This window comes from Pseudomonas sp. 5C2 (genome assembly GCF_034314155.1).
GTDB lineage: Bacteria > Pseudomonadota > Gammaproteobacteria > Pseudomonadales > Pseudomonadaceae > Aquipseudomonas.
The window spans coordinates 1947968-1970649 of sequence record NZ_JAVIWH010000003.1 but is presented as its reverse complement, the minus strand read 5'-3'; the positions used below and the strand labels follow the sequence as shown (position 1 = coordinate 1970649).

Sequence of the window (22682 nt, the reverse complement as noted above, 5' to 3'; positions counted from 1 at the left end):
TCCTCAGGCCGCGCCTACTTACTCGAACCAATGGGCTCGGGCGGCCATGATCAACTTGCCGGCACGAATATCGTCAATGCCGTCGATGTCGAGCAGGTCGTCAATAGACTGCTCGGCCAGGTCTTCGCGGGTAACTACGCCGCGCACCGCCAGTTCCATCGCCAAATCCTTGTCCATACCCTCAAGCGAGAGCAGGTCTTCGGCCGGATGGGCGTCTGCCAGCTTTTCCTCAGTAGCGATGGCTTTAGTCAACAAACGATCTTTGGCCCGAGCGCGAAGCTCGTTGACGGTATCTTCGTCAAAGCCATCGATGTTGAGCATTTCTTCCAACGGTACGTAGGCAATCTCTTCCAGACTGGTGAAGCCTTCATCAACCAGTACCTGTGCCAGATCTTCGTCGACTTCCAACTCGTCGATGAAGTTGCGCAGGATGTCACCGGTTTCTGCTTGCTGCTTAGCCTGGATGTCCGATTCGGTCATCACGTTCAGGGTCCAGCCAGTCAATTGGCTGGCCAGACGCACGTTCTGACCACCGCGACCAATGGCCTGAGCCAGATTGTCTGCGCCAACGGCGATGTCCATTGCATGGGCATCTTCATCAACGATAATTGCCGCCACTTCAGCCGGTGACATGGCGTTGATGACGAACTGGGCCGGGTTATCGTCCCACAGCACGATGTCCACACGCTCGCCGCCCAACTCGCCGGAAACAGCTTGAACGCGCGAACCACGCATACCAATACAAGCGCCTTGCGGATCGATTCGTTTGTCCTTGGAGCGAACAGCGATTTTTGCACGCGAACCCGGGTCACGGGAGGCAGCCATCACCTCGATGAGACCTTCGGAGATTTCCGGCACTTCAATCCGAAACAGCTCAATCAGCATCTCTGGCGCAGTACGCGACAGGATCAGCTGAGGGCCACGGTTCTCGGTGCGGATTTCTTTAAGCAGTGCACGAACGCGGACACCCACGCGGAAAGTTTCCCGCGAAATAATGTCTTCACGCGCCAGCAACGCTTCGGCATTGTTACCCAGGTCGACGATGACATTGTCACGCGTAACCTTTTTAACAGTGCCAGAAATAATTTCGCCAAGACGCTCACGATAAGCATCAACGACTTGAGCACGCTCGGCTTCGCGGACTTTTTGCACGATGACTTGCTTGGCAGTCTGTGCAGCGATCCGACCGAATTCGATAGAGTCGATTTTAATTTCGACAACATCACCGGCTACGGCACCAGGCTGTTTTTCCTGGGCCTGATCGACAGCCAGTTCGTGTGCTGGATCGTCCAGATCTTCGTCTTCGACCACTGTCCAGCGACGGAAAGTCTCGTAGTTACCGGTCTGGCGATTAATCTCCACACGCAGCTCAACTTCATCTTCGAAACGCTTTTTGGTAGCAGTGGCAAGAGCCAGCTCCAGCGCTTCGAAAATCACACCTGCCGGTACGCCCTTTTCATTGGACACCGACTCAACAACCAGCAGTACTTCTTTGCTCATCGTACGCCTCGCCTTTCGCAAGCCATTGGATCCGCGGGATCCGCGTCTCAGTCAAACTTGGGGATAATGTTGGCTTTGTCGATCAAGTCGATCGGCAACAAGTATTCGTGGTCTTCTACCTGCACCACGATGTCTTGCTCCTCCACCCCGCGGAGAAGGCCCTGAAAGTTGCGACGACCATCGAAGGGCGAACGCAGCTTTATCTTCACTTGTTCGCCGGCGTGCAAAGCAAACTGCTCAAGCGTGAACAGTGGGCGCTCCATGCCAGGAGAAGAGACTTCAAGGGTGTATTCAACGGCGATTGGATCTTCGACGTCCAGAACACCGCTGATCTGACGGCTGACTATGGCGCAGTCATCCACCAAAACGCCGCCTTCTTTATCAATATAAATACGCAACAGTGAATGGCGACCTTGAGCCGAAAACTCAATTCCCCAGCATTCATAGCCAAGGGCCACGACCACCGGGGCCACCAAGGCCTGCAACTGTTCTAGCTTGCTCGACACCTGAACCCCCTCGTGCATGCAATGCAAATAAAAAATGGGCGAAACGCCCATCCCTGAAAACGCCGTTGAATAGCGGCGCTATGACTGTCCAGCTAACAAAAAGCCCCTAAAAAGGGGCTCCGCTAAAACTGGTTGCGGGGGCTGGATTTGAACCAACGACCTTCGGGTTATGAGCCCGACGAGCTACCAGACTGCTCCACCCCGCGACAAAGCTGGGGCGGAAGTATACGACCGATCCCTCGCAGGGTCAATCGAACCTCCACCGACAAGAAAGCCCGCTACTGCGGGCTATCTTGATAATTGGTACCGAGAAGGGGACTCGAACCCCTACACCCTATGGGCACAACCACCTCAAGGTTGCGTGTCTACCAATTCCACCACCTCGGCAATACAACTCTTTAGCGGTTCAACATCAACCGCCCGATCCGGTGTTACTTTTGCTGTGGCGCTTGAGGTACGTCAGCAGGTTTAGCCGCTGGCTTTTGCGCTTCGAGCACCGGCACATCTTCTGTAGCCGGCTTTTTCTGCGATACTTCCAATACTGCTGGATCAGGCAAACCTACTTGAGTCAGCTGATGAGCTTTCTCTTTAGCAAAGTAACCTAACCCTAAGCTGGTTATGAAGAAACCGGCGGCAAGTATAGCAGTAAACTTACTAAGAAAGGTAGAGGAACCTTGGCTTCCGAACACAGTATTTGAAGCACCTGCACCGAAAGACGCACCAGCGTCCGCACCCTTGCCCTGCTGCAGCAATACCAGAGCGACAACGCCCAGCGCACCCAACAGATGAAAAACGACTACGACTGTTTCCAGCATTTTTTCAGTTTCCCGCGGCGCGACAAATCGCACCGAACTCATCTGCATTCAGGGACGCTCCACCAATGAGCCCCCCATCGATATCCGGCATGCCGAACAGTTCAGCCGCATTGGCCGCCTTCACGCTGCCGCCATAAAGAAGCCGCACACCTTGTGCAACCTCAGCATTCTCTGCCGCCAACTGCGCACGAATGGCTGCGTGCACTTCCTGCGCCTGTTGGGGCGATGCAGTCAGTCCGGTACCAATGGCCCAGACAGGCTCGTAAGCAATGACTGCATTTACAAAAGCACCGACGCCCAGCTCTTCGATGATGCTGCCAAGCTGACGCGCGACAACTTCAAACGTCTTACCCGCTTCGCGCTGCTCCAGGGTCTCCCCTACGCACAACACCGGCGTCAAACCACACGCCTGAGCTGCCGCGAACTTGCGATTAAGGACATCGTCGCGCTCGCCCATGATCTGACGACGCTCAGAGTGCCCTACCAGCACCAGGGTACAGCCCGCATCAGCCAGCTGACTCGGCGAAGTCTCACCGGTCAACGCACCCTGCACTGGCTCTACCGCAGAATTCTGCGCACCTACGGCGACCGACTTGCCATCAAGGCCGTCAATCACCTGATTGATGTACAAACAAGGCGGAAACACCGCTACATCAACACCGCTCGGCAAGGCCTGATTACGAAGGCCATTGATCAGCTCAGCGACGCTGGCGCGGGTACCGTGCATCTTCCAGTTACCAGCTACCATTAGGCGACGCATGCTGTACCTCGTCGGTCAAAGTGGGCGCAGATGTTACCCAACCGCATCAACACTGGCAAGCCGAAATCAGGCGCAAACTTCAGTTACCAGTTTTGCCAGCTCATCGGCGTAACCGCGAACCAGAATTTCGTCGTCACCTTCGACCATGACACGGACCAATGGCTCAGTGCCAGATTTGCGTAACAGCACGCGCCCACGGCCACCCATAGCCACAGTAACGCGCTCGCAAGCCTCTTTCACGGCAGGATGCTGGACCGGATCCACACCGCCTGCGAAGCGCACATTAAGCAGTACCTGAGGACACTTGCGCAGCGCTTGTCGCGCCAACGCCAGGCTTTCGTCGCGACGACGTAGTGCTAGCAGAACCTGCAGCGCAGCAATGATAGCGTCACCGGTCGTGGTGTGCTGGAAGCAGATAATGTGACCGGAGTTCTCACCACCGATCTGCCAGTTACGCTCAAGCAACTCCGCAACTACATAACGGTCACCAACGCCCGCACGCACGAACGGAATCTTTAAGTCCGCAAATGCCAGCTCAAGCCCGAGATTACTCATCAGCGTGCCAACGACACCGCCTTGCAGCTTGCCTCGTTCATGCAAATCACGCGCAATAATGAACAAAAGATCATCACCATCGACGATTGCACCCGTGTGATCGACCATCAGCACCCGGTCGCCATCGCCATCGAAGGCGATACCCAGATCGGCATGCCCTGCCAGCACAGCAGCCTGCAAGTTGCCCATATGGGTCGACCCGCAGTCATCATTGATGTTCAAGCCGTTAGGCTCAGCCGACAAAACTGTCACCTGAGCGCCCAACTCACGAAAAACGTTGGGTGCGACTTTGTAAGTGGCCCCGTGAGCGCAATCGATGACCAGCTTTAAACCTGCAAAATCGGTACTGCTCGGAACACTGCTTTTACAGAATTCGATATAACGCCCGGCGGCATCATTGATACGCGAAACCTTGCCCAGCTTATCGGACTCAACCACCGTCATCGGCGCATCAAGCAGCTCTTCGATCATCATTTCCACTTCGTCAGGCAATTTGGTGCCCTGACCAGAGAAGAATTTGATGCCGTTGTCATGATGAGGATTGTGCGACGCACTGATCACAATGCCAGCTTCGGCATGAAAGGTGCGGGTCAGATAGGCGATGGCCGGAGTAGGCATCGGCCCCAGCAGCATGACGTCAGCGCCAGCAGCCGAGAGACCGGCCTCCAGCGCCGACTCGAACATGTAGCCAGAAATGCGCGTGTCTTTACCGACAAGAACCCGGCAAGCACCCAAGCGACGGAACGCCATCCCTGCGGCCCAGCCAAGCTTGAGCATAAAATCCGGAGTAATCGGAAATTGACCGACCCGGCCACGAATGCCGTCGGTACCGAAATATTTTCTAGTCATGGATGCTCCCTCATTCTTATTCAGCCGATTCGACTGCAGCGATCATTCGCACCACGTCGACGGTTTCGGCCACATCGTGCACACGTAAAATGCGTGCACCCTTGATCATGGCCATGGCGGCCAACGCCAGACCACCAGAAAGCCTCTCAGCAACCGGACGCCCAAGCACCTGACCAATCATGCTCTTGCGCGACACACCTACCAATAACGGCCTGCCGAGCGCATGCAAGGCTTCCATATGCTTGAACAGGCTCAGGTTGTGCTGAAGGTTTTTAGCAAAGCCAAATCCCGGATCCAGAATAATCCGCTCACGCGGTATGCCGACTGCCGCGCACTGCTCCATCCGCTCGAGCAAAAACGCGGACACCTCCCCCACAAGATCCTCATACTGCGGATTATCCTGCATATCGCCCGGCTCACCGCGCATATGCATCAGACACACAGGCAAACCCGTGGCCGCAGCAGCGTCCAGAGCACCCTCACGACGCAAAGAGCGCACATCGTTGATAAGGCCCGCACCGAGGCGCGCCGCCTCACGAATGACCGCTGGCGTAGAAGTATCGACCGAAATAATCACATCAAGTTCGCGACTTAGCGCCTCGACGACAGGACCTATTCGTTCAAGCTCTTCGACAGGAGAAACTGCGCGCGCACCGGGCCGCGTGGACTCGCCACCGACATCGATCAACGTCGCACCTGCAGCGACCATCTCTTCGGCGTGACGCAACGCCGCGTCGCGCTGACTGAATCGGCCGCCGTCCGAAAAAGAGTCTGGCGTGATATTCAGGATGCCCATCACGTGCGTATGGGCCAAATCAAGAACCCGGCTGCCGCAAGGCAACCGGGTTGGGTACAGCGCAGAAGTCATGTCAGACCTTAGAGTTCAGCAGCCGGACCGCCGATAGGGGTTTCTGGACGCGGGCCCAGAGGCGCGGCCGGAGTAGTACCGGAGCCACCTTCCCAATCACGCGGTTCGCGAGGAGCGCGACCGGCCATGATGTCATCGATCTGTTCAGCATCGATGGTTTCATATTTCATCAGCGCATCGGCCATCGCATCAAGTTTGTCACGATTCTCCGTGAGGATATGCTTGGCGCTGCCGTAGCACTGATCAATGATACTCCGAACTTCAGAGTCGATAAGCCTTGCCGTTTCAGCAGAAACGCTGGAGTGCTGACCACCGCCGCCGCGACCGAGGAACATTTCACCCTCATCTTCAGCATACATCAGCGGACCGAGCTTTTCTGACAAGCCCCACTTGGTCACCATGTTCCGGGCAATTTGACTTGCACGCATAATGTCGTTGGAAGCGCCAGTGGTCACGCCGTCGAAGCCCAAGGTCATTTCTTCAGCGATTCGCCCGCCATACAGCGAGCAGATCTGACTGATCAGCGCACGCTTGGACAAGCTGTAACGATCTTCTTCAGGCAAGAACATGGTCACACCCAGCGCACGACCACGCGGAATGATAGACACCTTATAGACCGGATCATGTTCAGGCACCATGCGACCCACGATGGCGTGACCCGCTTCGTGATAAGCCGTGTTCCGTTTCTCTTTCTCGGACATGACCATTGATTTGCGCTCGGCGCCCATCATGATCTTGTCTTTGGCCAACTCAAACTCTTTCATCTCAACGATACGTTTACCGGTACGCGCGGCAAACAGAGAAGCTTCGTTGACCAGGTTAGCCAGGTCAGCACCGGAGAAGCCCGGCGTACCACGAGCGATCACGCCCGGGTTGACGTCTTCACCCATGGGTACTTTGCGCATATGGACTTTCAGAATTTGTTCGCGACCACGAATATCCGGCAGACCAACCACCACCTGACGGTCGAAACGGCCTGGACGCAGCAGCGCAGGGTCGAGTACGTCCGGACGGTTGGTAGCGGCGATGACGATGATGCCGTCATTCATTTCGAAGCCATCCATCTCCACCAGCAACTGGTTGAGAGTCTGCTCACGTTCATCGTGACCACCCCCCATGCCAGAACCACGATGGCGACCGACCGCATCGATTTCGTCGATGAAGATGATGCACGGCGCATGTTTCTTGGCTTGTTCAAACATGTCCCGGACGCGGCTTGCACCAACGCCCACGAACATCTCGACAAAGTCGGAACCGGAAATAGTGAAGAACGGTACCTTGGCTTCACCTGCAATGGCCTTGGCCAACAGGGTTTTACCGGTCCCCGGCGGGCCAACCATCAGCACACCGCGTGGGATCCGGCCGCCCAGACGCTGAAACTTGCCCGGATCACGGAGAAACTCAACGAGCTCGCCGACTTCTTCTTTAGCTTCGTCGCAACCGGCAACGTCGCCCAGCGTGGTCTTGACCTGATCCTCGGACAGCAGCCGCGCCTTGCTCTTGCCAAAGCTCATCGGCCCGCCTTTACCGCCGGCACCACCCTGCATCTGCCGCATGAAAAACATGAAGACAGCGATGATCACCAGGATCGGGAAGCTTGCGACCAGAAGCTGAGTCCATATGCTCTGCTGCTCAGGCTGCTTGCCTTCAATCACTACATGATTGTCCACCAGATCACCGATCAGGCCATTGTCCTGAATCGCCGGGCGAATAGTTTTGAAAGAATCGCCATCGGCACGCTTGCCGGTGATGACATAACCGTCGACGGCAACCTTCTCGACCTTGCCATCCTTAACCTGCTGGATGAACTCGGAATAGTTGAGGGTTTGCGGCTCGTTTGGGCTGGAGAAGTTGTTCATCACTGTCACAAGGACAGCGGCGATGATCAACCACAGGATCAAATTCTTTGCCATATCGTTCAATTAGCTACCCTCTGAAGCAAGCCCCACGCAGGAGCGTGCCTCGCATGATATTCACCGGCCTAACTTACTACATTACCTACGGGTGTGGCAGGCGCCGTCTGTAACCCTTTGTGAAACATTGACTACATCATGTTCGTTTATGCTTCATTGGCAAGGCCATTTAATAAAACCTATCGCCGACATCAAAGCCGCTCAACGCTTTCAGCGCCCTTGATGCCGCGAAACCCTCGACCCAGCAAATACTGCTCGCGAGACCGATCGCGTGAAGCCGCCGGTTTGCGCATCTGGACCTTGTCAAACACTTGGCGAACCGACTTATGGAACGCGTCGAAACCATCGCCCTGGAAAATCTTGACCAGAAAATCACCACCTGGACGCAATACACGACCCGCCAAATCAAGCGACAGCTCGCAAAGAAACATAGCGCGTGGCATGTCAACAGCAGCCAGTCCACTCATATTGGGGGCCATATCGGAAATCACAAGGTCTACTTGTGTATTACCGACAGCCTCGAGGATTTGAGCCAGCACCGCATCCTCCGTGAAATCACCCTGAATGAAGGTCACATCAGGGATGCTGTCCATTTCGAGAATGTCTGAGGCGATCAAACGCCCCTGACCACCAATCAGACGACTGGTAACCTGCGACCAGCCTCCTGGCGCGGCGCCAAGGTCGATAACGGTCATGCCTGGGCGGATCAACCGGTCCTTTTCCTGGATCTCCAGGAGCTTGTAGCTGGCACGCGAACGATACCCGTCTTTTTGCGCCATTTTGACGTAAGGGTCGTCGAAATGTTCTTTCAACCAGTTATGGCTTGTTTTGGAACGGGCCACAGGGCACCTCAAAAATAAACGAGTCGTGATTAACTGGGCGGTCCCGGACTCGCTCGGGTAAACTGGCCGCCGCTTTTTACAAGATCAGACGCAGAGGTCAGATTATGCCGCTCACTCAGGAGCAGAAGAAACAGTACAAATCCATTGGCCATCATCTGAAAGCAGTATTGATTGTGGCTGACAAAGGTTTGACTGAAGGTGTGTTAGCCGAACTTGAACGCGCATTGGGCGATCACGAGCTGATTAAAATCAAACTCAACATCCTCGACCGCGAAAGCCGCCTGGAGGCCGTTGCAGCGTTGTGCAAGGCCGGCAAAGCGGATTTAGTGCAAGTCATCGGTAAAATGGCGTTGATTTATCGCAAGAACGCCAAGGTAAACAAGCTGTTGTCCAACGTCCACCGCTTCCACGCATAACCAGGCGGTCAGGGGCGCGCAATGCGCGCCCCGCCACTTCCACCCGGCACAGGCTGGATAACCAGCAGCAGTCCGGACAGCGCAAGCATCAGGTAGCTCAACAATTGCCAACGCACGGCATCTGGCAACCATTGGTACAGCACGTAATAACTCGCTGAAGCCAACGTCGCGATCAGCAGCAATTGCCCGCGCACATCAAGCCAAAGACTCGACAGGCGCTCGGTCTGTATCAGCACCACCATCTGCAATACCGCGCAAAAACCTGCAAACGCGACCAGCAACGTCCCTGAAAGACTGGCAACCTCATCAATCAGCAGTGGCGCCAGACCTGTTTGCTCCAGCACCGTCAACATCGCAAGATGCAGCAATACCAAGCCGCCCACCCATAACGTCTGGGCGAGCTGCCAGATAATTGCGCCCGCACGATACGGGCGACAGCTGTTAGATATGGCTGACTTCGACAATCTCGTACTCGATCACACCACTTGGCGTTCTGACTGTCACCACTTCACCCTCTTCCTTGGCAATCAAGGCACGAGCGATGGGTGAGCCGACCGAAAGCTTGCCCTGCTTGATATCCGCTTCGTCTTCACCAACGATCTGATATTTCACGCGTTCATCGGTTTCGACGTTAGCGATCTCGACAGTCGTGCCGAATATAACCTTGCCGGTGTGCACAATCGTCGTCACGTCAATGACCACTGCGTTCTGCAGTCGGCCTTCAATATCACGAACCCGTGCTTCCACCATGCCCTGCTGCTCGCGAGCAGCGTGGTATTCAGCGTTTTCCTTGAGATCGCCCAGCTCACGCGCAGTACCGATGTCCTGGCTTAGCTTGGGGCGAATCACCTTTGTCAGGTGAGTCAGTTCTTCTTCCAGGGCGCGAGCGCCCCGAATGGTCATTGGATATTTGGTCATACCTTTAATCCTGCATGTAGATCCTGCAAGCGCCGTACAGTCTTCTCTGGACCGAACTTCAGCGCTTCACAGATGGCTTCACCCGCAGCGATGGTGGTCGTGCAGTAAATTTTGTGCTGCAAGGCATTACGACGAATCGAGTAAGAATCAGCGATCGACTGACGGCCCTCAGTGGTGTTGATGATCAGCGTGACTTCGTCATTTTTGATCATATCGACCACGTGTGGACGACCTTCTGTCACCTTGTTGACGCGACGCACTTTCAGGCCCGCAGCCTCAATCAACTGAGCGGTTCCGGCCGTCGCGACAATTTCGAAGCCCAGATTGATCAGATCACGCGCGACACCGGCCACAAGCGGCTTGTCGTCATCGCGAACGCTGATGAACGCAGTACCACCGGTCGGCAGTAGCTCGCTGGCACCCATTTGAGCCTTGGCGAAGGCTTCGCCGAACGTATCGCCCACGCCCATGACTTCGCCGGTGGACTTCATCTCCGGGCCGAGAATAGGGTCAACACCCGGGAACTTGGCAAACGGGAATACCGCTTCTTTGACGCTGTAGAAGTTCGGAATGATTTCTTTTGTGAACCCTATTTCCTTCAGGGTTTTGCCAGCCATGACGCGTGCCGCGATCATCGCCAGGGAAACACCGATGCACTTGGACACAAACGGCACGGTACGCGAAGCACGCGGATTGACTTCAATAACGTAGATGTCATCGCCTTGCAGCGCCAGCTGTACGTTCATCAAGCCGATGACGCCCAGCTCCAGAGCCATTTTCTTGACCTGTTCGCGCATCTCATCCTGGATATGCGCAGGCAGCGAGTACGGTGGCAGCGAGCATGCAGAGTCACCGGAGTGAACGCCTGCCTGCTCAATGTGCTGCATGATCGCGCCAATGACTACGTCAGTGCCGTCACAAACCGCATCGACATCCATCTCGATGGCGCAGTTGAGGAAGTGGTCCAGCAGCACCGGGCTGTCGTTGGACACTTTCACCGCATCACGCAAGTAGCGCTTGAGCTCTTCTTCTTCGTAAACGATTTCCATCGCCCGACCGCCCAACACGTAGGACGGACGCACCACCAGCGGGTAACCAATCTTGCCTGCGGCGCGAATGGCTTCATCTTCGCTGCGCACAGTGGCGTTAGGCGGCTGACGCAAATTCAGGCGCTCGACCATTTGCTGGAAGCGCTCACGGTCTTCGGCACGGTCGATTGAGTCAGGGCTGGTGCCGATGATCGGCACTCCAGCTTCCTCAAGAGCACGCGCCAGTTTCAGCGGAGTTTGGCCGCCGTACTGAACGATCACGCCTTTAGGCTTTTCGACGCGGCAGATTTCCAGCACGTCTTCCAAGGTTACTGGCTCAAAGTACAGGCGATCCGAGGTATCGAAATCGGTGGATACGGTTTCCGGGTTGCAGTTGACCATGATGGTCTCGTACCCGTCTTCACGCAGGGCCAGTGCCGCATGTACGCAGCAGTAGTCGAACTCGATGCCTTGGCCGATGCGGTTCGGACCACCGCCAAGAATCATGATCTTGTCGCGCGTCGACGGGTTGGCCTCGCACTCTTCCTCATAGGTCGAGTACAGATAAGCGGTATCGGTGGCGAACTCAGCTGCGCAGGTATCGACGCGCTTGTAGACCGGGAAGATCTCAAGCTTGTGACGATGGCGACGCAGGTTTTTCTCGGTGACACCCAGCAGCTTGGCCAGACGCGCATCGGAGAAGCCTTTGCGCTTGAGGCGGAACATCAGATCACGGTCGATGGTAGCCAGACCCAGCGTCTTGATCTTCTCTTCTTCCTTGACCAGATCTTCGATCTGAACCAGGAACCAAGGGTCGATCATGTTCATGCTGAAAATTTCTTCAACCGTCATGCCTGCACGGAAAGCGTCTGCCACGTACCAGATGCGCTCAGCGCCCGGCACCGTCAGCTCACGCTTGAGCACGGCCATGCTTTCCGGGTTGGTCAGGTCAAGCTTGGGGTCCAGACCGCAGACACCCACCTCCAGACCGCGCAGGGCTTTCTGCAGGGATTCCTGGAACGTGCGGCCGATGGCCATGACTTCGCCGACCGACTTCATCTGCGTGGTCAGGCGTGCGTCGGCCTTGGGGAATTTTTCAAAGGCGAAGCGTGGCAGTTTGGTGACCACGTAATCGATAGACGGCTCGAACGATGCCGGGGTCTTGCCGCCAGTGATTTCGTTCTGCAGTTCGTCGAGGGTGTAACCAATTGCCAACTTGGCCGCGACCCGGGCGATAGGAAAGCCGGTGGCTTTCGAGGCCAGTGCCGAAGAACGGGAAACCCGCGGGTTCATCTCGATCACGACCATACGGCCAGTGTCCGGGCAGATACCGAACTGCACGTTCGAGCCGCCGGTCTCCACACCGATCTCACGCAGTACCGCCAGCGAGGCGTTACGCATGATCTGGTATTCCTTGTCGGTCAGCGTCTGCGCTGGCGCAACAGTGATCGAATCGCCGGTGTGAACGCCCATCGGGTCAAAGTTTTCGATGGAGCAAACGATGATGCAGTTGTCCTTTTTGTCGCGGACCACTTCCATCTCGTACTCTTTCCAACCGATCAGCGATTCGTCGATCAGCAGCTCTTTGGTCGGCGACAGGTCCAGACCTCGGTTGCAGATTTCTTCGAATTCTTCGCGATTGTAAGCAATACCGCCACCTGTGCCGCCCATGGTGAAGGACGGACGGATGATGCACGGGAAGCCCAGTTTTTCCAGGACGACGTAAGCTTCCTCCATGGTGTGGGCAATACCCGAACGCGGGCAATCCAGACCGATGGACTTCATTGCCTTATCAAAGCGCGAACGGTCTTCGGCCTTGTCGATGGTGTCGGCATTGGCGCCAATCATTTCGACGCCGAATTTTTCCAGAACGCCTTCGCGCTCCAAGTCCAACGCGCAGTTCAGCGCAGTCTGGCCACCCATGGTTGGCAGCAGTGCGTCTGGACGCTCCTTCTCGATGATCTTGGCAACGGTCTGCCATTTGATCGGTTCGATGTAGGTCGCATCGGCCATTGACGGGTCGGTCATGATGGTCGCTGGGTTGGAGTTCACCAGGATGACGCGGTAACCCTCTTCGCGCAGGGCTTTGCAGGCCTGGGCGCCGGAGTAGTCGAATTCACAGGCCTGGCCGATCACGATGGGGCCGGCGCCGAGAATCAGGATGCTTTTTATATCTGTACGTTTTGGCATGGGTTGTCACTCAAATCCGTAGGTCAGTCGGCAAGCCGTCTTGAATATTTCTCTGAGGGGGTTGGGCGGACCATCCAGACAGTCAATCGTCCGGGCTCCACCCACCCTCTGCTCGCTACATTCTCAAGGCAACCGGTCAGCGTCGCTTGGCCATGGCTTCGATAAAGCGATCGAACAGTGGCGCCACGTCGGTAGGGCCTGGGCTCGCTTCAGGGTGACCCTGGAAGCTGAACGCGCTCTTGTCGGTGCGCTCAAGGCCCTGCAAGGTGCCATCGAACAGCGACTTGTGAGTCGCCCGCATGTTGCTTGGCAGCGTAGTCTCGTCCACCGCAAAACCGTGGTTTTGGCTGGTAATCATCACGACACCGGTGTCCAGATCCTGGACCGGGTGGTTTGCACCGTGGTGACCATGCCCCATCTTCATGGTCTTGGCTCCAGAAGCAAGTGCCAGCAATTGGTGACCGAGGCAGATACCGAAGATCGGGATTTCGGTTTCCAGTATTTCCTGAATCGCCTTGATCGCGTAGTCGCACGGCTCCGGGTCGCCAGGACCGTTAGACAGGAATACACCGTCCGGCTTGAGCGCCAACACATCACTGGCAGGCGCTTGTGCCGGGACTACCGTGACACGGCAACCGCGATCAACCAGCATACGCAGGATATTCAGTTTGATGCCGTAGTCGTAAGCCACGACGTGGTACTTCAAGTCTGCGGCTGCGAAGTCCGGGTGACTGTCAGTCGCCAGGCTCCAGACACCGGAGAGCCACTCATAGCGCTCCGTGGCGCTGACGACTTTCGCCAGATCCATGCCCTTGAGGCCAGGGAAGCCACGAGCAGCGGCAATCGCCGCTTCTTCGGAAATGTTATCGCCGGCCATGATGCAGCCGTTTTGTGCGCCTTTCTCACGCAGAATGCGGGTCAGGCGGCGGGTATCGATACCGGCGATTGCGACAACATTGTTGGCTTTCAAGTAGTCCGACAGGGACATCTTGTTGCGCCAGTTGCTCGCGACCAACGGCAAGTCGCGGATGACCAATCCTGCCGACCAGACGCGATTGGACTCGGCGTCTTCTGGCGTCGTACCGGTGTTACCGATATGTGGATACGTCAGAGTGACGATCTGTTGGGCATAGGAAGGATCGGTAAGGATTTCCTGATAGCCGGTCATTGCGGTGTTAAACACCACCTCACCAACGGTTTGACCGTCGGCTCCAATGGCTTCGCCGCGAAAAATGCTGCCATCAGCAAGGGCGAGTATGGCTGGCTTAGTCAAGAAGACCTCCCGTAAATAAAGCCTGAAAGGGCGTTCGCAGGTTGCAAAAAAGCGGAATGACGTATAGACACGTCACCCCGCTTTCTCTTCGAATTATCTGCGCGCTTTTAGTGGACACACTAAAGCTGTAGCTTACAGAAAAAGCCTTTTTTGGTCTACCGCCAATGAGCCTTAAAGACAGGGTAATGCGACAGAACGCCACCCAAAGGCTGAAAACAGAGTCAAAGCCCACGTAATTATTGAGCTTCAACCCTGTTTAGGCGGTCAACGCAGCCCCAGCACGTCCTGCATGTCGTACAAGCCGGGCGCCTGACCGTCGAGCCACAAGGCAGCCCTGACAGCCCCCTTGGCAAAGGTCATGCGACTGGAAGCCTTGTGCGTGATCTCTACTCGCTCACCGTCCGCTGCGAACATCACGGTGTGGTCACCGACGATATCGCCCGCACGAATCGTTGCAAAACCGATGCTTTGACGATCACGCGCCCCAGTCTGTCCTTCACGCCCATAGACCGCGACCTTTTCAAGGTCACGACCCAGCGCCTGAGCAACCACTTCCCCCATACGCAGCGCGGTGCCCGACGGTGCATCCACTTTGTGCCTGTGATGGGCTTCGATGATTTCGATATCGACGTCATCACCCAACACACGAGCGGCAGTGTCGAGCAATTTAAGGCACAGATTGACCCCGACGCTGAAGTTGGCAGCAAACACAATCGGGATGTCTTTACCCGCGGCTACCAAAAGCAGCTTCTCTTCCGCACTGAAACCCGTGGTACCGATGACCATGGCCTTGCCCGCCTTGCGGCAGAACGCCAGGTTCTTCAAGGTCACCGACGGATGAGTGAAGTCGATCAGCACGTCGAACTCATCAGCCACGTTGGCCAGATCGCCCGACAACGGAATGCCGATACGGCCCAGCGCTGCGAGCTCACCCGCATCCGCACCGACCAATGAGCTGTCCGGACGATCGACCGCAGCGGTCAAACCCGCGCCCTGCGTTTGCTGGACCGCCTCGATCAGGGTTTTACCCATGCGCCCAGCGGCGCCCATTACTGCAATACGTCGCATGCCTTGCTCCTGACCTGTTAGCCCTTACAAATCGCCAAAGAAGCGTTTCACACCTTCGAACCAACCGCTGGCCTTGGGTGAATGCGAGCTGTCGCCTTCGAGCGAAGCACGGAACTCTTCGAGCAATTCACGCTGACGACGTCCCAGATTGACCGGGGTTTCGACCGCAACACGACACATCAAGTCGCCCGCACCACCACCACGTACCGGCGCCACACCCTTGCCACGCAGACGGAACTGCTTGCCGGTCTGAGTACCTTCAGGGATTTTCAGTTTGACCCGACCATCCAGCGTCGGCACTTCCAACTCGCCACCCAGCGCGGCATCAGCAAAGCTGATCGGCACTTCGCAGTACAGGTGCTTGCCGTCGCGCTGAAAAATGGCGTGCTCGCGAACGTTGATCACAACATACAGATCGCCGGTCGGCCCGCCCTGAGTACCCGCCTCGCCTTCGCCGGAAAGACGAATGCGATCACCCGTATCGACACCTGGCGGCACTTTCACCGACAGGGTCTTGAACTCTTCGACCCGGCCTTCGCCGCGGCATGAGTCACACGGATCGGAAATGATTTTGCCGTGGCCATGGCAGCGCGGGCAGGTTTGCTGCACCGAGAAGAAACCTTGCTGCATGCGCACCTGACCGATACCGCCGCACGTCGGGCAGGTAATAGGCGCCGAGCCTTTCTTCGCGCCGGAGCCATCGCATGGCTTGCAATTGACCAGCGTCGGCACACGAATACTGACGGTCGTGCCGCGCACAGCCTCTTCGAGATTCAGCTCCAGGGTGTAACGCAAGTCACTCCCGCGCTGAGCGCCACCGCGAGCACCGCCACGGCCGCCACCAAAGAAATCACTGAACACGTCGCCGAAAATATCGGAGAAGTTCGAGCCGCCGAAACCTGCACCACCGCCACCCATGCTTGGGTCGACGCCGGCATGACCGTACTGATCGTAGGCCGCACGTTTGCTGGTGTCGGAAAGCACTTCATAGGCCTCATTGGCCTCTTTGAACATGTCTTCGGACGTTTTATCGTCTGGGTTGCGGTCCGGGTGATGCTTCATCGCGAGTCGGCGATAAGCCTTCTTCAGATCAGCCTCACTGGAGTCGCGCTCCACACCCAAAATCACGTAATAGTCACGCTTAGCCATAAGTCTTATGCACTCTTGAGGACGTCCGACAAAACCCTCCTGAGTCTTGCCAAACTCGTTGAGCCCAATACAGGCCCGGACTCAACTCACGTCGATTCAACGATTCCGGTCTTGGCTCTACGGCCAGTTCACTGACCGAGAGAAGCAGCAAAACAAGCCACATGCAGGAGCATGTCGACTTTGCCGCATCGCTTGCGGGCCGAAACCCCCAAGCTTGAAAATTCGTCTATTCCAGACACGCCAACGCGGGAGCAAGCTCCCGCGCGGCGACATCCTACCAGCCACCGCTTGAATGCAGTCAACCGGCTTGCAAGTGAGCCTGCGCTTACTTGTGGTCTTTCACTTCTTCAAACTCTGCATCAACAACGTCGTCAGGCTTTTTGGCCTCCTCAGCAGGCTTGCCAGCCGCTTCCGGCTTCTCAGCTTCGGCGTACATTTTCTGAGCGATTGGCGCGGAAACTTTGGACAGTTCCTCAACCTTGGCGTCGATGACTGTTTTGTCGTCGCCTTTGATGGCCGCTTCCAGAGCAGTCAGTGCAGCTTCGACGGCGGTTTTTTCTTCCGCAGTCACTTTTTCGCCAGCATCGCTGATCATTTTGCGTGTCGAGTGGACCAGCGCATCACCCTGGTTACGGGCAGAGGCCAGCTCTTCGAACTTGCGATCTTCTTCAGCGTTGACTTCAGCATCACGCACCATCTGCTGAATTTCTTCTTCAGACAGACCGGAGTTGGCCTTGATCACGATCGACTGCTTCTTGCCAGTCGCCTTGTCTTGAGCACCTACGTGAAGAATGCCGTTAGCATCGATGTCGAAGGTCACTTCGATTTGTGGCACGCCGCGTGGAGCAGGTGGAATCTCGGCCAGGTCGAACTTGCCCAGCGACTTGTTCTGACCCGCTTGCTTACGCTCGCCTTGCAGCACGTGAATGGTTACCGCGCCCTGATTGTCATCAGCAGTCGAGAACACTTGCGATTTCTTGGTAGGAATCGTGGTGTTTTTCTCGATCAACGCGGTCATCACGCCGCCCATGGTTTCGATACCCAGGGTCAGCGGGCTAACGTCAAGCAGCAACACGTCTTTCACGTCGCCAGCCAATACTGCGCCCTGGATAGCAGCACCCATGGCAACAGCTTCGTCCGGGTTCACGTCTTTACGCGCTTCTTTACCGAAGAACTCAGTAACCAGCTTCTGTACCAGCGGCATACGTGTCTGACCGCCGACCAGAATCACGTCGTCGATTTTGCCTACGTCGATGCCCGAATCCTTGAGTGCAATACGGCAAGGCTCAATGGTGCGTTGAACCAGATCTTCAACCAGCGATTCCAGCTTGGCGCGAGAGATTTTCACGTTCAAGTGCTTAGGACCGGTCGCATCTGCAGTGATGTACGGCAGGTTAACGTCGGTCTGCAGGCTGGAGGACAGCTCGATCTTAGCTTTTTCAGCAGCTTCTTTCAGGCGCTGCATCGCCAGCGGGTCACCTTTAAGGTTCATGCCGCTTTCTTTCTTGAATTCGTCAACGAGGTAGTCGATCAGACGGATATCGAAGTCTTCACCACCCAGGAACGTATCGCCGTTGGTAGCCAGTACTTCGAACTGGTGCTCGCCATCGACTTCAGCGATTTCGATAACCGAAACGTCGAATGTACCGCCGCCCAAGTCGTAGACGATGACCGTGTGATCGCCCTTCGCTTTGTCCATACCGTAAGCCAGAGCGGCTGCGGTTGGTTCGTTGATGATGCGCTTGACGTCCAGACCCGCGATGCGACCGGCATCTTTGGTGGCTTGACGTTGGCTATCGTTGAAATAGGCTGGAACGGTGATGACCGCCTCAGTGACTGTTTCACCCAGATAGTCTTCAGCGGTCTTCTTCATCTTCTTCAGGATTTCAGCCGAAATCTGAGGAGGAGACATTTTCTGACCGTTGACTTCGACCCATGCATCGCCGTTATCAGCCTTGACGATCTTGTAAGGGACCATCTGGATATCTTTCTGCACAACTTCTTCGTCGAAGCGACGACCGATCAAACGCTTCACCGCATACAGGGTGTTGTGCGGATTGGTCACTGCCTGACGCTTGGCCGATTGGCCAACCAGAATTTCGCCGTCGTTGGCGTACGCAATGATCGAAGGCGTAGTACGAGTGCCTTCGGCGTTTTCAATAACTTTTACTTTGCCGTTTTCGAGAATAGAGACGCAGGAGTTGGTGGTCCCCAGGTCGATACCGATGATTCTGCCCATGTTAACTTTCTCCGGAAATTTTAAATTTGGATGCCGCAACTGCGTTCACACATTGCGGTAGCTCTTAAACGCATGACTTCTAAATGGGGGCCTGATGGCTGATTTCAAGCCTGCTCATCAATCGATGGTCTAACAGGCGAAACTGCCTTGCTGACCACAACCATCGCCGGGCGCAACAGGCGACCGTGGAGCTGATAGCCCTTCTGGAACACCTTCAGCACGCTGTTAGGCTCAACGTCGGCACTCTCTTGCATGGCCATCGCCTGATGATGTTCGGCATTGAAGGGTTGGCCGTGGGGATCAATCGCTTCCAACTGATAACGCTTGAGGGTGTCCTGAAACATTTTCAGCGTCAGCTCGATCCCTTCACGCATCGGACGGATACTTTCGTCGTCCGGGTTGGACAACTCCAGGCCGCGCTCAAGGCTGTCAATGATCGGCAGCAAATCACCCGCAAATTTTTCCAGTGCGAATTTGTGAGCTTTCTCGACATCCTGCTCGGCGCGACGGCGGACATTCTGCAGATCCGCAGCAACTCGCAAAGACTGATCCTGCGCAGCAGCCAATTGCTCTTCAAGCACTTGCACACGCGCTATCACGTCATCAACCGAAGCCGCACCAGCGGCCTGATCCTGAGTCTGCGTATCCAGATTCTGTTCGTCAGCCATAGATTTCTCCTTTCAATAACGTCCGCGAGCTCAACTCGCGCTTCTGTCCCGCTATATGGGGTCTTAATTTCCAGCTTCAAGTGCAACCAAAAGCACAATAACGTCCATTTTCATCAATAACCCGCCTCGCCTTAAGCCCAGGCCGCACATGAACAAATCACATAACGGACTAAAAAAAGCCGTAATTCAACCAAATCGAGCTAAGACAGGGCATTGTCAGCAGAAAGCAAAACACTGTATAAATAACCAGACAAATAGCTTGGGAGCCGCCTCTATGCTGGTGCACCTGTCAGTACATAACTACGCCATCGTCGAACATCTCGATCTCGAGCTGGACCGAGGCATGAGCGTGATCACTGGCGAAACCGGTGCCGGCAAATCAATCATGCTCGACGCTCTCGGCCTTACCCTGGGTGATCGCGCCGATAGCGGTGTGGTCCGCCCCGGTGCCGACAAGGCCGATATCCTTGCCACCTTCGACCTGACCGATATCCCCGAAGCCCGCGCCTGGCTCGCAGAGCGAGATCTGGACAACGACGGACCGTGCATCCTGCGCCGGGTTATCACCGCAGAGGGTCGCTCGCGGGCCTACATCAATGGTTCGCCCTGCCCTCAAGGTGACTTGAAAGCGCTGGGCGAATTCCTGATCGATATTCACAGCCAGCATGAACATCAGTCATTGCTCAAGACGGACACCCATCGCCGCCTGCTTGACGAATACGCGGGCGCCACCGACCTGGCACGCCAAGTACATCTGGCGGCACAGCGCTGGCGCCAGACCCGGCAAGAGCTGGAGCGACTCGCCAATTCAGGCGATGAGCAACGCTCGCGCCATCAATTGCTCAGCTATCAACTCGAAGAACTGGAAAGCCTCAGCCTTGGCGAAAACGAACTGGATCAACTGGAGCAGGAACACAAAACTCTGACCAATGCCGAAAGCCTACTGAGCATCTGCCGTCAGGTCGTAGAACAATGCAGCGAAAACGACTCGGGCAATGTCCTGAACGCACTGACCGCCAGCCTCAATCGTCTGTCTGGCATCAACAGCTCACCGACTGCCATGTGCGAAGCCGCCAGCCTGCTGTCCAGCGCGCAGATTCAGGTCGAAGAAGCAGTGGGAGAACTGAACCGCTTCCTCGATCACTTCGATGCCGACCCGGCGCGCCTGCAACAACTTGAAGAACGTCTAGATGCGATCTACACCCTGGCCCGCAAACACCGCATTCAGCCCACCGAAGTCGCCGCGCTCCAGCAAAAACTGCTGGACGAAATCGAGACATTGAATGCAAACGATGAAGCCATTGAATGCCTCGAGAATGAATTGTCCTCCTATGCTCGACATTATCAGGACAAAGCTCGCGAATTGAGTGATCTACGTCAAGGTTCAGCGCCGACTCTGGCCAGTGCTGTGGAGCAGGAAATTCAACGCTTGGGCATGCCTGGTGGGCGGTTCAGCATCGAACTGCGCCCTAATGTCAGCAAAGAATTGCTGCCCAATGGTCTGGAGCAGGTCGAATTGTTGGTAAGCGCCAACCCTGGACAACCACTGAAAGCGCTGGCCAAGGTCGCTTCAGGTGGTGAGTTGTCGCGGATCAGCCTGGCGATTCAAGTCATCACCGCACAAACCTCACGGGTGCCCACACTGGTATTCGATGAAGTCGATGTCGGGATCGGCGGGCCGACCGCAGAAATTGTCGGCCAGCTGTTGCGTCGTTTAGGCGAGCGCGGGCAAGTCATGACCGTCACGCATTTGCCGCAGGTCGCAGCGCAAGGCCACCAGCACCTGTTCGTACACAAGGTACGTGACAGCGATGCCACTCGCACCGCCGTGTCCAAACTCAGCAAAACCGAACGCGTCGAGGAAGTCGCACGCATGCTCGGCGGCATTGATCTCACCAAAGAGTCATTGGCCCACGCGAAAAAAATGGTCCTCACCGCGAAGATTTGATCATTCAATCAAAAACCGTGGAGCAAGGCGTCGCCGGCGTCTTGTTCGCGATAGCGGCATAAAAATCAGACAACAGAAAGCACGAAGGCGACCCTGAGGTCGCCTTCGTTATTATGGCTGTCAGAAGGTTTACACCTTCTTCTTGCGCACGTAGAGCACCAAGTTGTGGTCCACCAACTCGTAGCCGTGCTTCTCCACAATCGCTTTCTGAAGCTTCTCGATTTCTTCTTCGAAGAACTCGATCACCTCACCGGATTCCACGTTGACCATATGGTCGTGGTGGCCGCCGTCGGCCAGCTCGAAAACTGCGTGACCTCCGTCGAAATTGTGGCGAACCACCAGCCCGGCAGCTTCAAACTGAGTCAGTACACGGTAAACCGTGGCCAGACCCACATCCTCGTTCGCGTCCATGAGTGCCTTGTAAACATCCTCGGCACTCATGTGACGCTGCTCAGCAGAATCAAGCATCTGTAGAATTTTGACCCGAGGCAGGGTCACTTTTAGTCCGACTTTACGCAGTTCGCTATTTTCAACCATGGTCAGCTTTCTCGCGGATGCTGCTTCGCAGCTTCTCTTAATGCGGGTATGATCGGGGTTTACGTTGTCCCAGCCAAGATAGTGGAAGTCGCCCACCGATGCAAAACACCAAGCACCTGCTAACCAGTTTCACCTTTGTGGGACTGCTCGCACTCGCCGGTTGTTCATTCCCCGGGGTTTACAAAATCGACATCCAGCAGGGCAATGTCGTCACGCAGGATATGATAAACCAGTTACGCCCCGGAATGACCCGTCGGCAAGTACGGTTTATCATGGGTAACCCTCTGCTGACCGATACGTTTCATGCCGATCGCTGGGATTACCTGTATAGCCTGCAACCTGGGGGCGGTGAACGCCAACAAGAACGCATGACCATTGTCTTTAATAGCAATGATCAGCTCGTCAGCCTTTCCGGTGACTTCATGCCTGGCGTGAGTCGCGACGAGGCCATTCTTGGTAAGAATAGCGGTACTTCCGCTACTCCCGCTCAGGGTGAACAGCCTAAAGCCGAAGAGGCGCCTAAACCTGGCTCATTGCTCAAGCAGATCCAGGATGACGTGGACAAGAGCGAATCCGCTCCAGTACCCACTCAGGAACCTCTGGAACCATCGCCGCGGTAGTTGTGAAAAGCAGCCACCAG

General features: G+C 55.9%; 20 protein-coding genes and 2 tRNA genes. 3 read left to right on the top strand and 19 right to left on the bottom strand.

The genetic code is table 11. The features are described from left to right. Positions 1-18 precede the first annotated feature (18 nt). The 10 genes from nusA to rlmE form a co-directional block, all read right to left on the bottom strand. Positions 19-1500 (bottom strand): transcription termination factor NusA, encoded by a 1482-nt coding sequence (gene nusA / locus RGU44_RS23615; protein ID WP_219063829.1) that lies wholly within the window; start codon positions 1498-1500, stop codon positions 19-21. Between the two features lie 47 nt (positions 1501-1547). After that, positions 1548-2006, bottom strand: a complete 459-nt coding sequence (rimP, locus tag RGU44_RS23610; RefSeq protein WP_219063830.1) for a ribosome maturation factor RimP — start codon at positions 2004-2006, stop codon at positions 1548-1550. A gap of 129 nt (positions 2007-2135) precedes the next feature. Continuing rightward, positions 2136-2212: transfer RNA gene (locus RGU44_RS23605), tRNA-Met, on the bottom strand. A 95-nt stretch (positions 2213-2307) separates the two neighbouring features. Then, positions 2308-2393 (bottom strand) — tRNA-Leu (locus tag RGU44_RS23600). A gap of 44 nt (positions 2394-2437) precedes the next feature. Continuing rightward, on the bottom strand, positions 2438-2821 hold the full coding sequence (gene secG, locus RGU44_RS23595) for a preprotein translocase subunit SecG (RefSeq protein ID WP_322278500.1): 384 nt from the start codon (positions 2819-2821) through the stop codon (positions 2438-2440). Positions 2822-2825: 4 nt separating this feature from the next. Continuing rightward, positions 2826-3581, bottom strand: a complete 756-nt coding sequence (tpiA, locus tag RGU44_RS23590; protein WP_322177819.1) for a triose-phosphate isomerase — start codon at positions 3579-3581, stop codon at positions 2826-2828. 66 nt (positions 3582-3647) lie between these two features. Continuing rightward, entirely contained in the window at positions 3648-4985 is a 1338-nt protein-coding gene (glmM, locus tag RGU44_RS23585; protein ID WP_322177818.1) for a phosphoglucosamine mutase, read from the bottom strand. A 16-nt stretch (positions 4986-5001) separates the two neighbouring features. Further along, the gene (gene folP, locus RGU44_RS23580; protein WP_322278301.1) at positions 5002-5853 is read right to left on the bottom strand and encodes a dihydropteroate synthase; all 852 of its coding nucleotides are present in this window, start codon (positions 5851-5853) and stop codon (positions 5002-5004) included. Between the two features lie 8 nt (positions 5854-5861). Further along, positions 5862-7766 carry an ATP-dependent zinc metalloprotease FtsH gene (gene ftsH, locus RGU44_RS23575; protein ID WP_322177816.1) on the bottom strand — a complete coding sequence of 635 codons (1905 nt, stop codon included), beginning with the start codon at positions 7764-7766 and terminating at the stop codon, positions 5862-5864. 191 nt (positions 7767-7957) lie between these two features. Beyond that, positions 7958-8608 (bottom strand): 23S rRNA (uridine(2552)-2'-O)-methyltransferase RlmE, encoded by a 651-nt coding sequence (gene rlmE / locus RGU44_RS23570; RefSeq protein WP_322177815.1) that lies wholly within the window; start codon positions 8606-8608, stop codon positions 7958-7960. Between the two features lie 104 nt (positions 8609-8712). On the opposite strand from rlmE, the gene RGU44_RS23565 reads away from it, so the two are divergent. Continuing rightward, on the top strand, positions 8713-9024 hold the full coding sequence (locus RGU44_RS23565; protein WP_322177814.1) for a YhbY family RNA-binding protein: 312 nt from the start codon (positions 8713-8715) through the stop codon (positions 9022-9024). A gap of 8 nt (positions 9025-9032) precedes the next feature. On the opposite strand, the gene RGU44_RS23560 is transcribed toward RGU44_RS23565, so the two are convergent. The 8 genes from RGU44_RS23560 to grpE all read right to left on the bottom strand — a co-directional run bounded on the left by RGU44_RS23560 (position 9033) and on the right by grpE (position 19557). Continuing rightward, positions 9033-9488, bottom strand: coding sequence for an MFS transporter (locus RGU44_RS23560; protein WP_416194649.1), 456 nt, complete (start codon positions 9486-9488; stop codon positions 9033-9035). Next, on the bottom strand, positions 9466-9942 hold the full coding sequence (gene greA / locus RGU44_RS23555; RefSeq protein WP_322177813.1) for a transcription elongation factor GreA: 477 nt from the start codon (positions 9940-9942) through the stop codon (positions 9466-9468). Before greA ends, RGU44_RS23560 begins: the two co-directional genes overlap by 23 nt. Next, complete coding sequence (gene carB / locus RGU44_RS23550) at positions 9939-13160, bottom strand: carbamoyl-phosphate synthase large subunit (protein WP_219063838.1); 3222 nt, start codon at positions 13158-13160, stop codon at positions 9939-9941. Before carB ends, greA begins: the two co-directional genes overlap by 4 nt. A 136-nt stretch (positions 13161-13296) precedes the next feature. Continuing rightward, positions 13297-14433, bottom strand: a complete 1137-nt coding sequence (carA, locus tag RGU44_RS23545) for a glutamine-hydrolyzing carbamoyl-phosphate synthase small subunit (RefSeq protein ID WP_322278299.1) — start codon at positions 14431-14433, stop codon at positions 13297-13299. A gap of 264 nt (positions 14434-14697) precedes the next feature. Continuing rightward, the gene (gene dapB / locus RGU44_RS23540) at positions 14698-15501 is read right to left on the bottom strand and encodes a 4-hydroxy-tetrahydrodipicolinate reductase (protein ID WP_322177811.1); all 804 of its coding nucleotides are present in this window, start codon (positions 15499-15501) and stop codon (positions 14698-14700) included. 24 nt (positions 15502-15525) lie between these two features. After that, a complete protein-coding gene (gene dnaJ, locus RGU44_RS23535; protein ID WP_322177810.1) occupies positions 15526-16650 on the bottom strand; it encodes a molecular chaperone DnaJ in 1125 nt (374 codons plus the stop codon). 325 nt (positions 16651-16975) lie between these two features. After that, positions 16976-18889 (bottom strand): molecular chaperone DnaK, encoded by a 1914-nt coding sequence (gene dnaK / locus RGU44_RS23530; RefSeq protein WP_322177809.1) that lies wholly within the window; start codon positions 18887-18889, stop codon positions 16976-16978. Between the two features lie 104 nt (positions 18890-18993). Beyond that, positions 18994-19557, bottom strand: a complete 564-nt coding sequence (gene grpE / locus RGU44_RS23525) for a nucleotide exchange factor GrpE (RefSeq protein ID WP_322177808.1) — start codon at positions 19555-19557, stop codon at positions 18994-18996. Between the two features lie 274 nt (positions 19558-19831). On the opposite strand from grpE, the gene recN reads away from it, so the two are divergent. Next, positions 19832-21505, top strand: a complete 1674-nt coding sequence (gene recN / locus RGU44_RS23520; RefSeq protein ID WP_322177807.1) for a DNA repair protein RecN — start codon at positions 19832-19834, stop codon at positions 21503-21505. A gap of 129 nt (positions 21506-21634) precedes the next feature. Here the strand turns inward: recN and fur are convergent, their stop codons facing one another. Then, positions 21635-22042, bottom strand: coding sequence for a ferric iron uptake transcriptional regulator (gene fur, locus RGU44_RS23515; RefSeq protein ID WP_322278297.1), 408 nt, complete (start codon positions 22040-22042; stop codon positions 21635-21637). 98 nt (positions 22043-22140) lie between these two features. Between fur and RGU44_RS23510 the strand changes: the two genes are divergently transcribed. Continuing rightward, a complete protein-coding gene (locus RGU44_RS23510) occupies positions 22141-22662 on the top strand; it encodes an outer membrane protein assembly factor BamE (RefSeq protein ID WP_322177805.1) in 522 nt (173 codons plus the stop codon). Positions 22663-22682: the final 20 nt, after the last annotated feature.

Bases quoted from the DNA above. Each gene is read 5' to 3' on its own strand.
- nusA (WP_219063829.1), bottom strand. From the start codon at position 1,500: ATGAGCAAAGAAGTACTGCTGGTTGTTGAGTCGGTGTCCAATGAAAAG.
- secG (WP_322278500.1), bottom strand. From the start codon at position 2,821: ATGCTGGAAACAGTCGTAGTCGTTTTTCATCTGTTGGGTGCGCTGGGC.
- tpiA (WP_322177819.1), bottom strand. From the start codon at position 3,581: ATGCGTCGCCTAATGGTAGCTGGTAACTGGAAGATGCACGGTACCCGC.
- glmM (WP_322177818.1), bottom strand. From the start codon at position 4,985: ATGACTAGAAAATATTTCGGTACCGACGGCATTCGTGGCCGGGTCGGT.
- folP (WP_322278301.1), bottom strand. From the start codon at position 5,853: ATGACTTCTGCGCTGTACCCAACCCGGTTGCCTTGCGGCAGCCGGGTT.
- ftsH (WP_322177816.1), bottom strand. From the start codon at position 7,766: ATGGCAAAGAATTTGATCCTGTGGTTGATCATCGCCGCTGTCCTTGTG.
- RGU44_RS23565 (WP_322177814.1), top strand. From the start codon at position 8,713: ATGCCGCTCACTCAGGAGCAGAAGAAACAGTACAAATCCATTGGCCAT.
- greA (WP_322177813.1), bottom strand. From the start codon at position 9,942: ATGACCAAATATCCAATGACCATTCGGGGCGCTCGCGCCCTGGAAGAA.
- carB (WP_219063838.1), bottom strand. From the start codon at position 13,160: ATGCCAAAACGTACAGATATAAAAAGCATCCTGATTCTCGGCGCCGGC.
- dapB (WP_322177811.1), bottom strand. From the start codon at position 15,501: ATGCGACGTATTGCAGTAATGGGCGCCGCTGGGCGCATGGGTAAAACC.
- dnaJ (WP_322177810.1), bottom strand. From the start codon at position 16,650: ATGGCTAAGCGTGACTATTACGTGATTTTGGGTGTGGAGCGCGACTCC.
- dnaK (WP_322177809.1), bottom strand. From the start codon at position 18,889: ATGGGCAGAATCATCGGTATCGACCTGGGGACCACCAACTCCTGCGTC.
- grpE (WP_322177808.1), bottom strand. From the start codon at position 19,557: ATGGCTGACGAACAGAATCTGGATACGCAGACTCAGGATCAGGCCGCT.
- recN (WP_322177807.1), top strand. From the start codon at position 19,832: ATGCTGGTGCACCTGTCAGTACATAACTACGCCATCGTCGAACATCTC.
- fur (WP_322278297.1), bottom strand. From the start codon at position 22,042: ATGGTTGAAAATAGCGAACTGCGTAAAGTCGGACTAAAAGTGACCCTG.
- RGU44_RS23510 (WP_322177805.1), top strand. From the start codon at position 22,141: ATGCAAAACACCAAGCACCTGCTAACCAGTTTCACCTTTGTGGGACTG.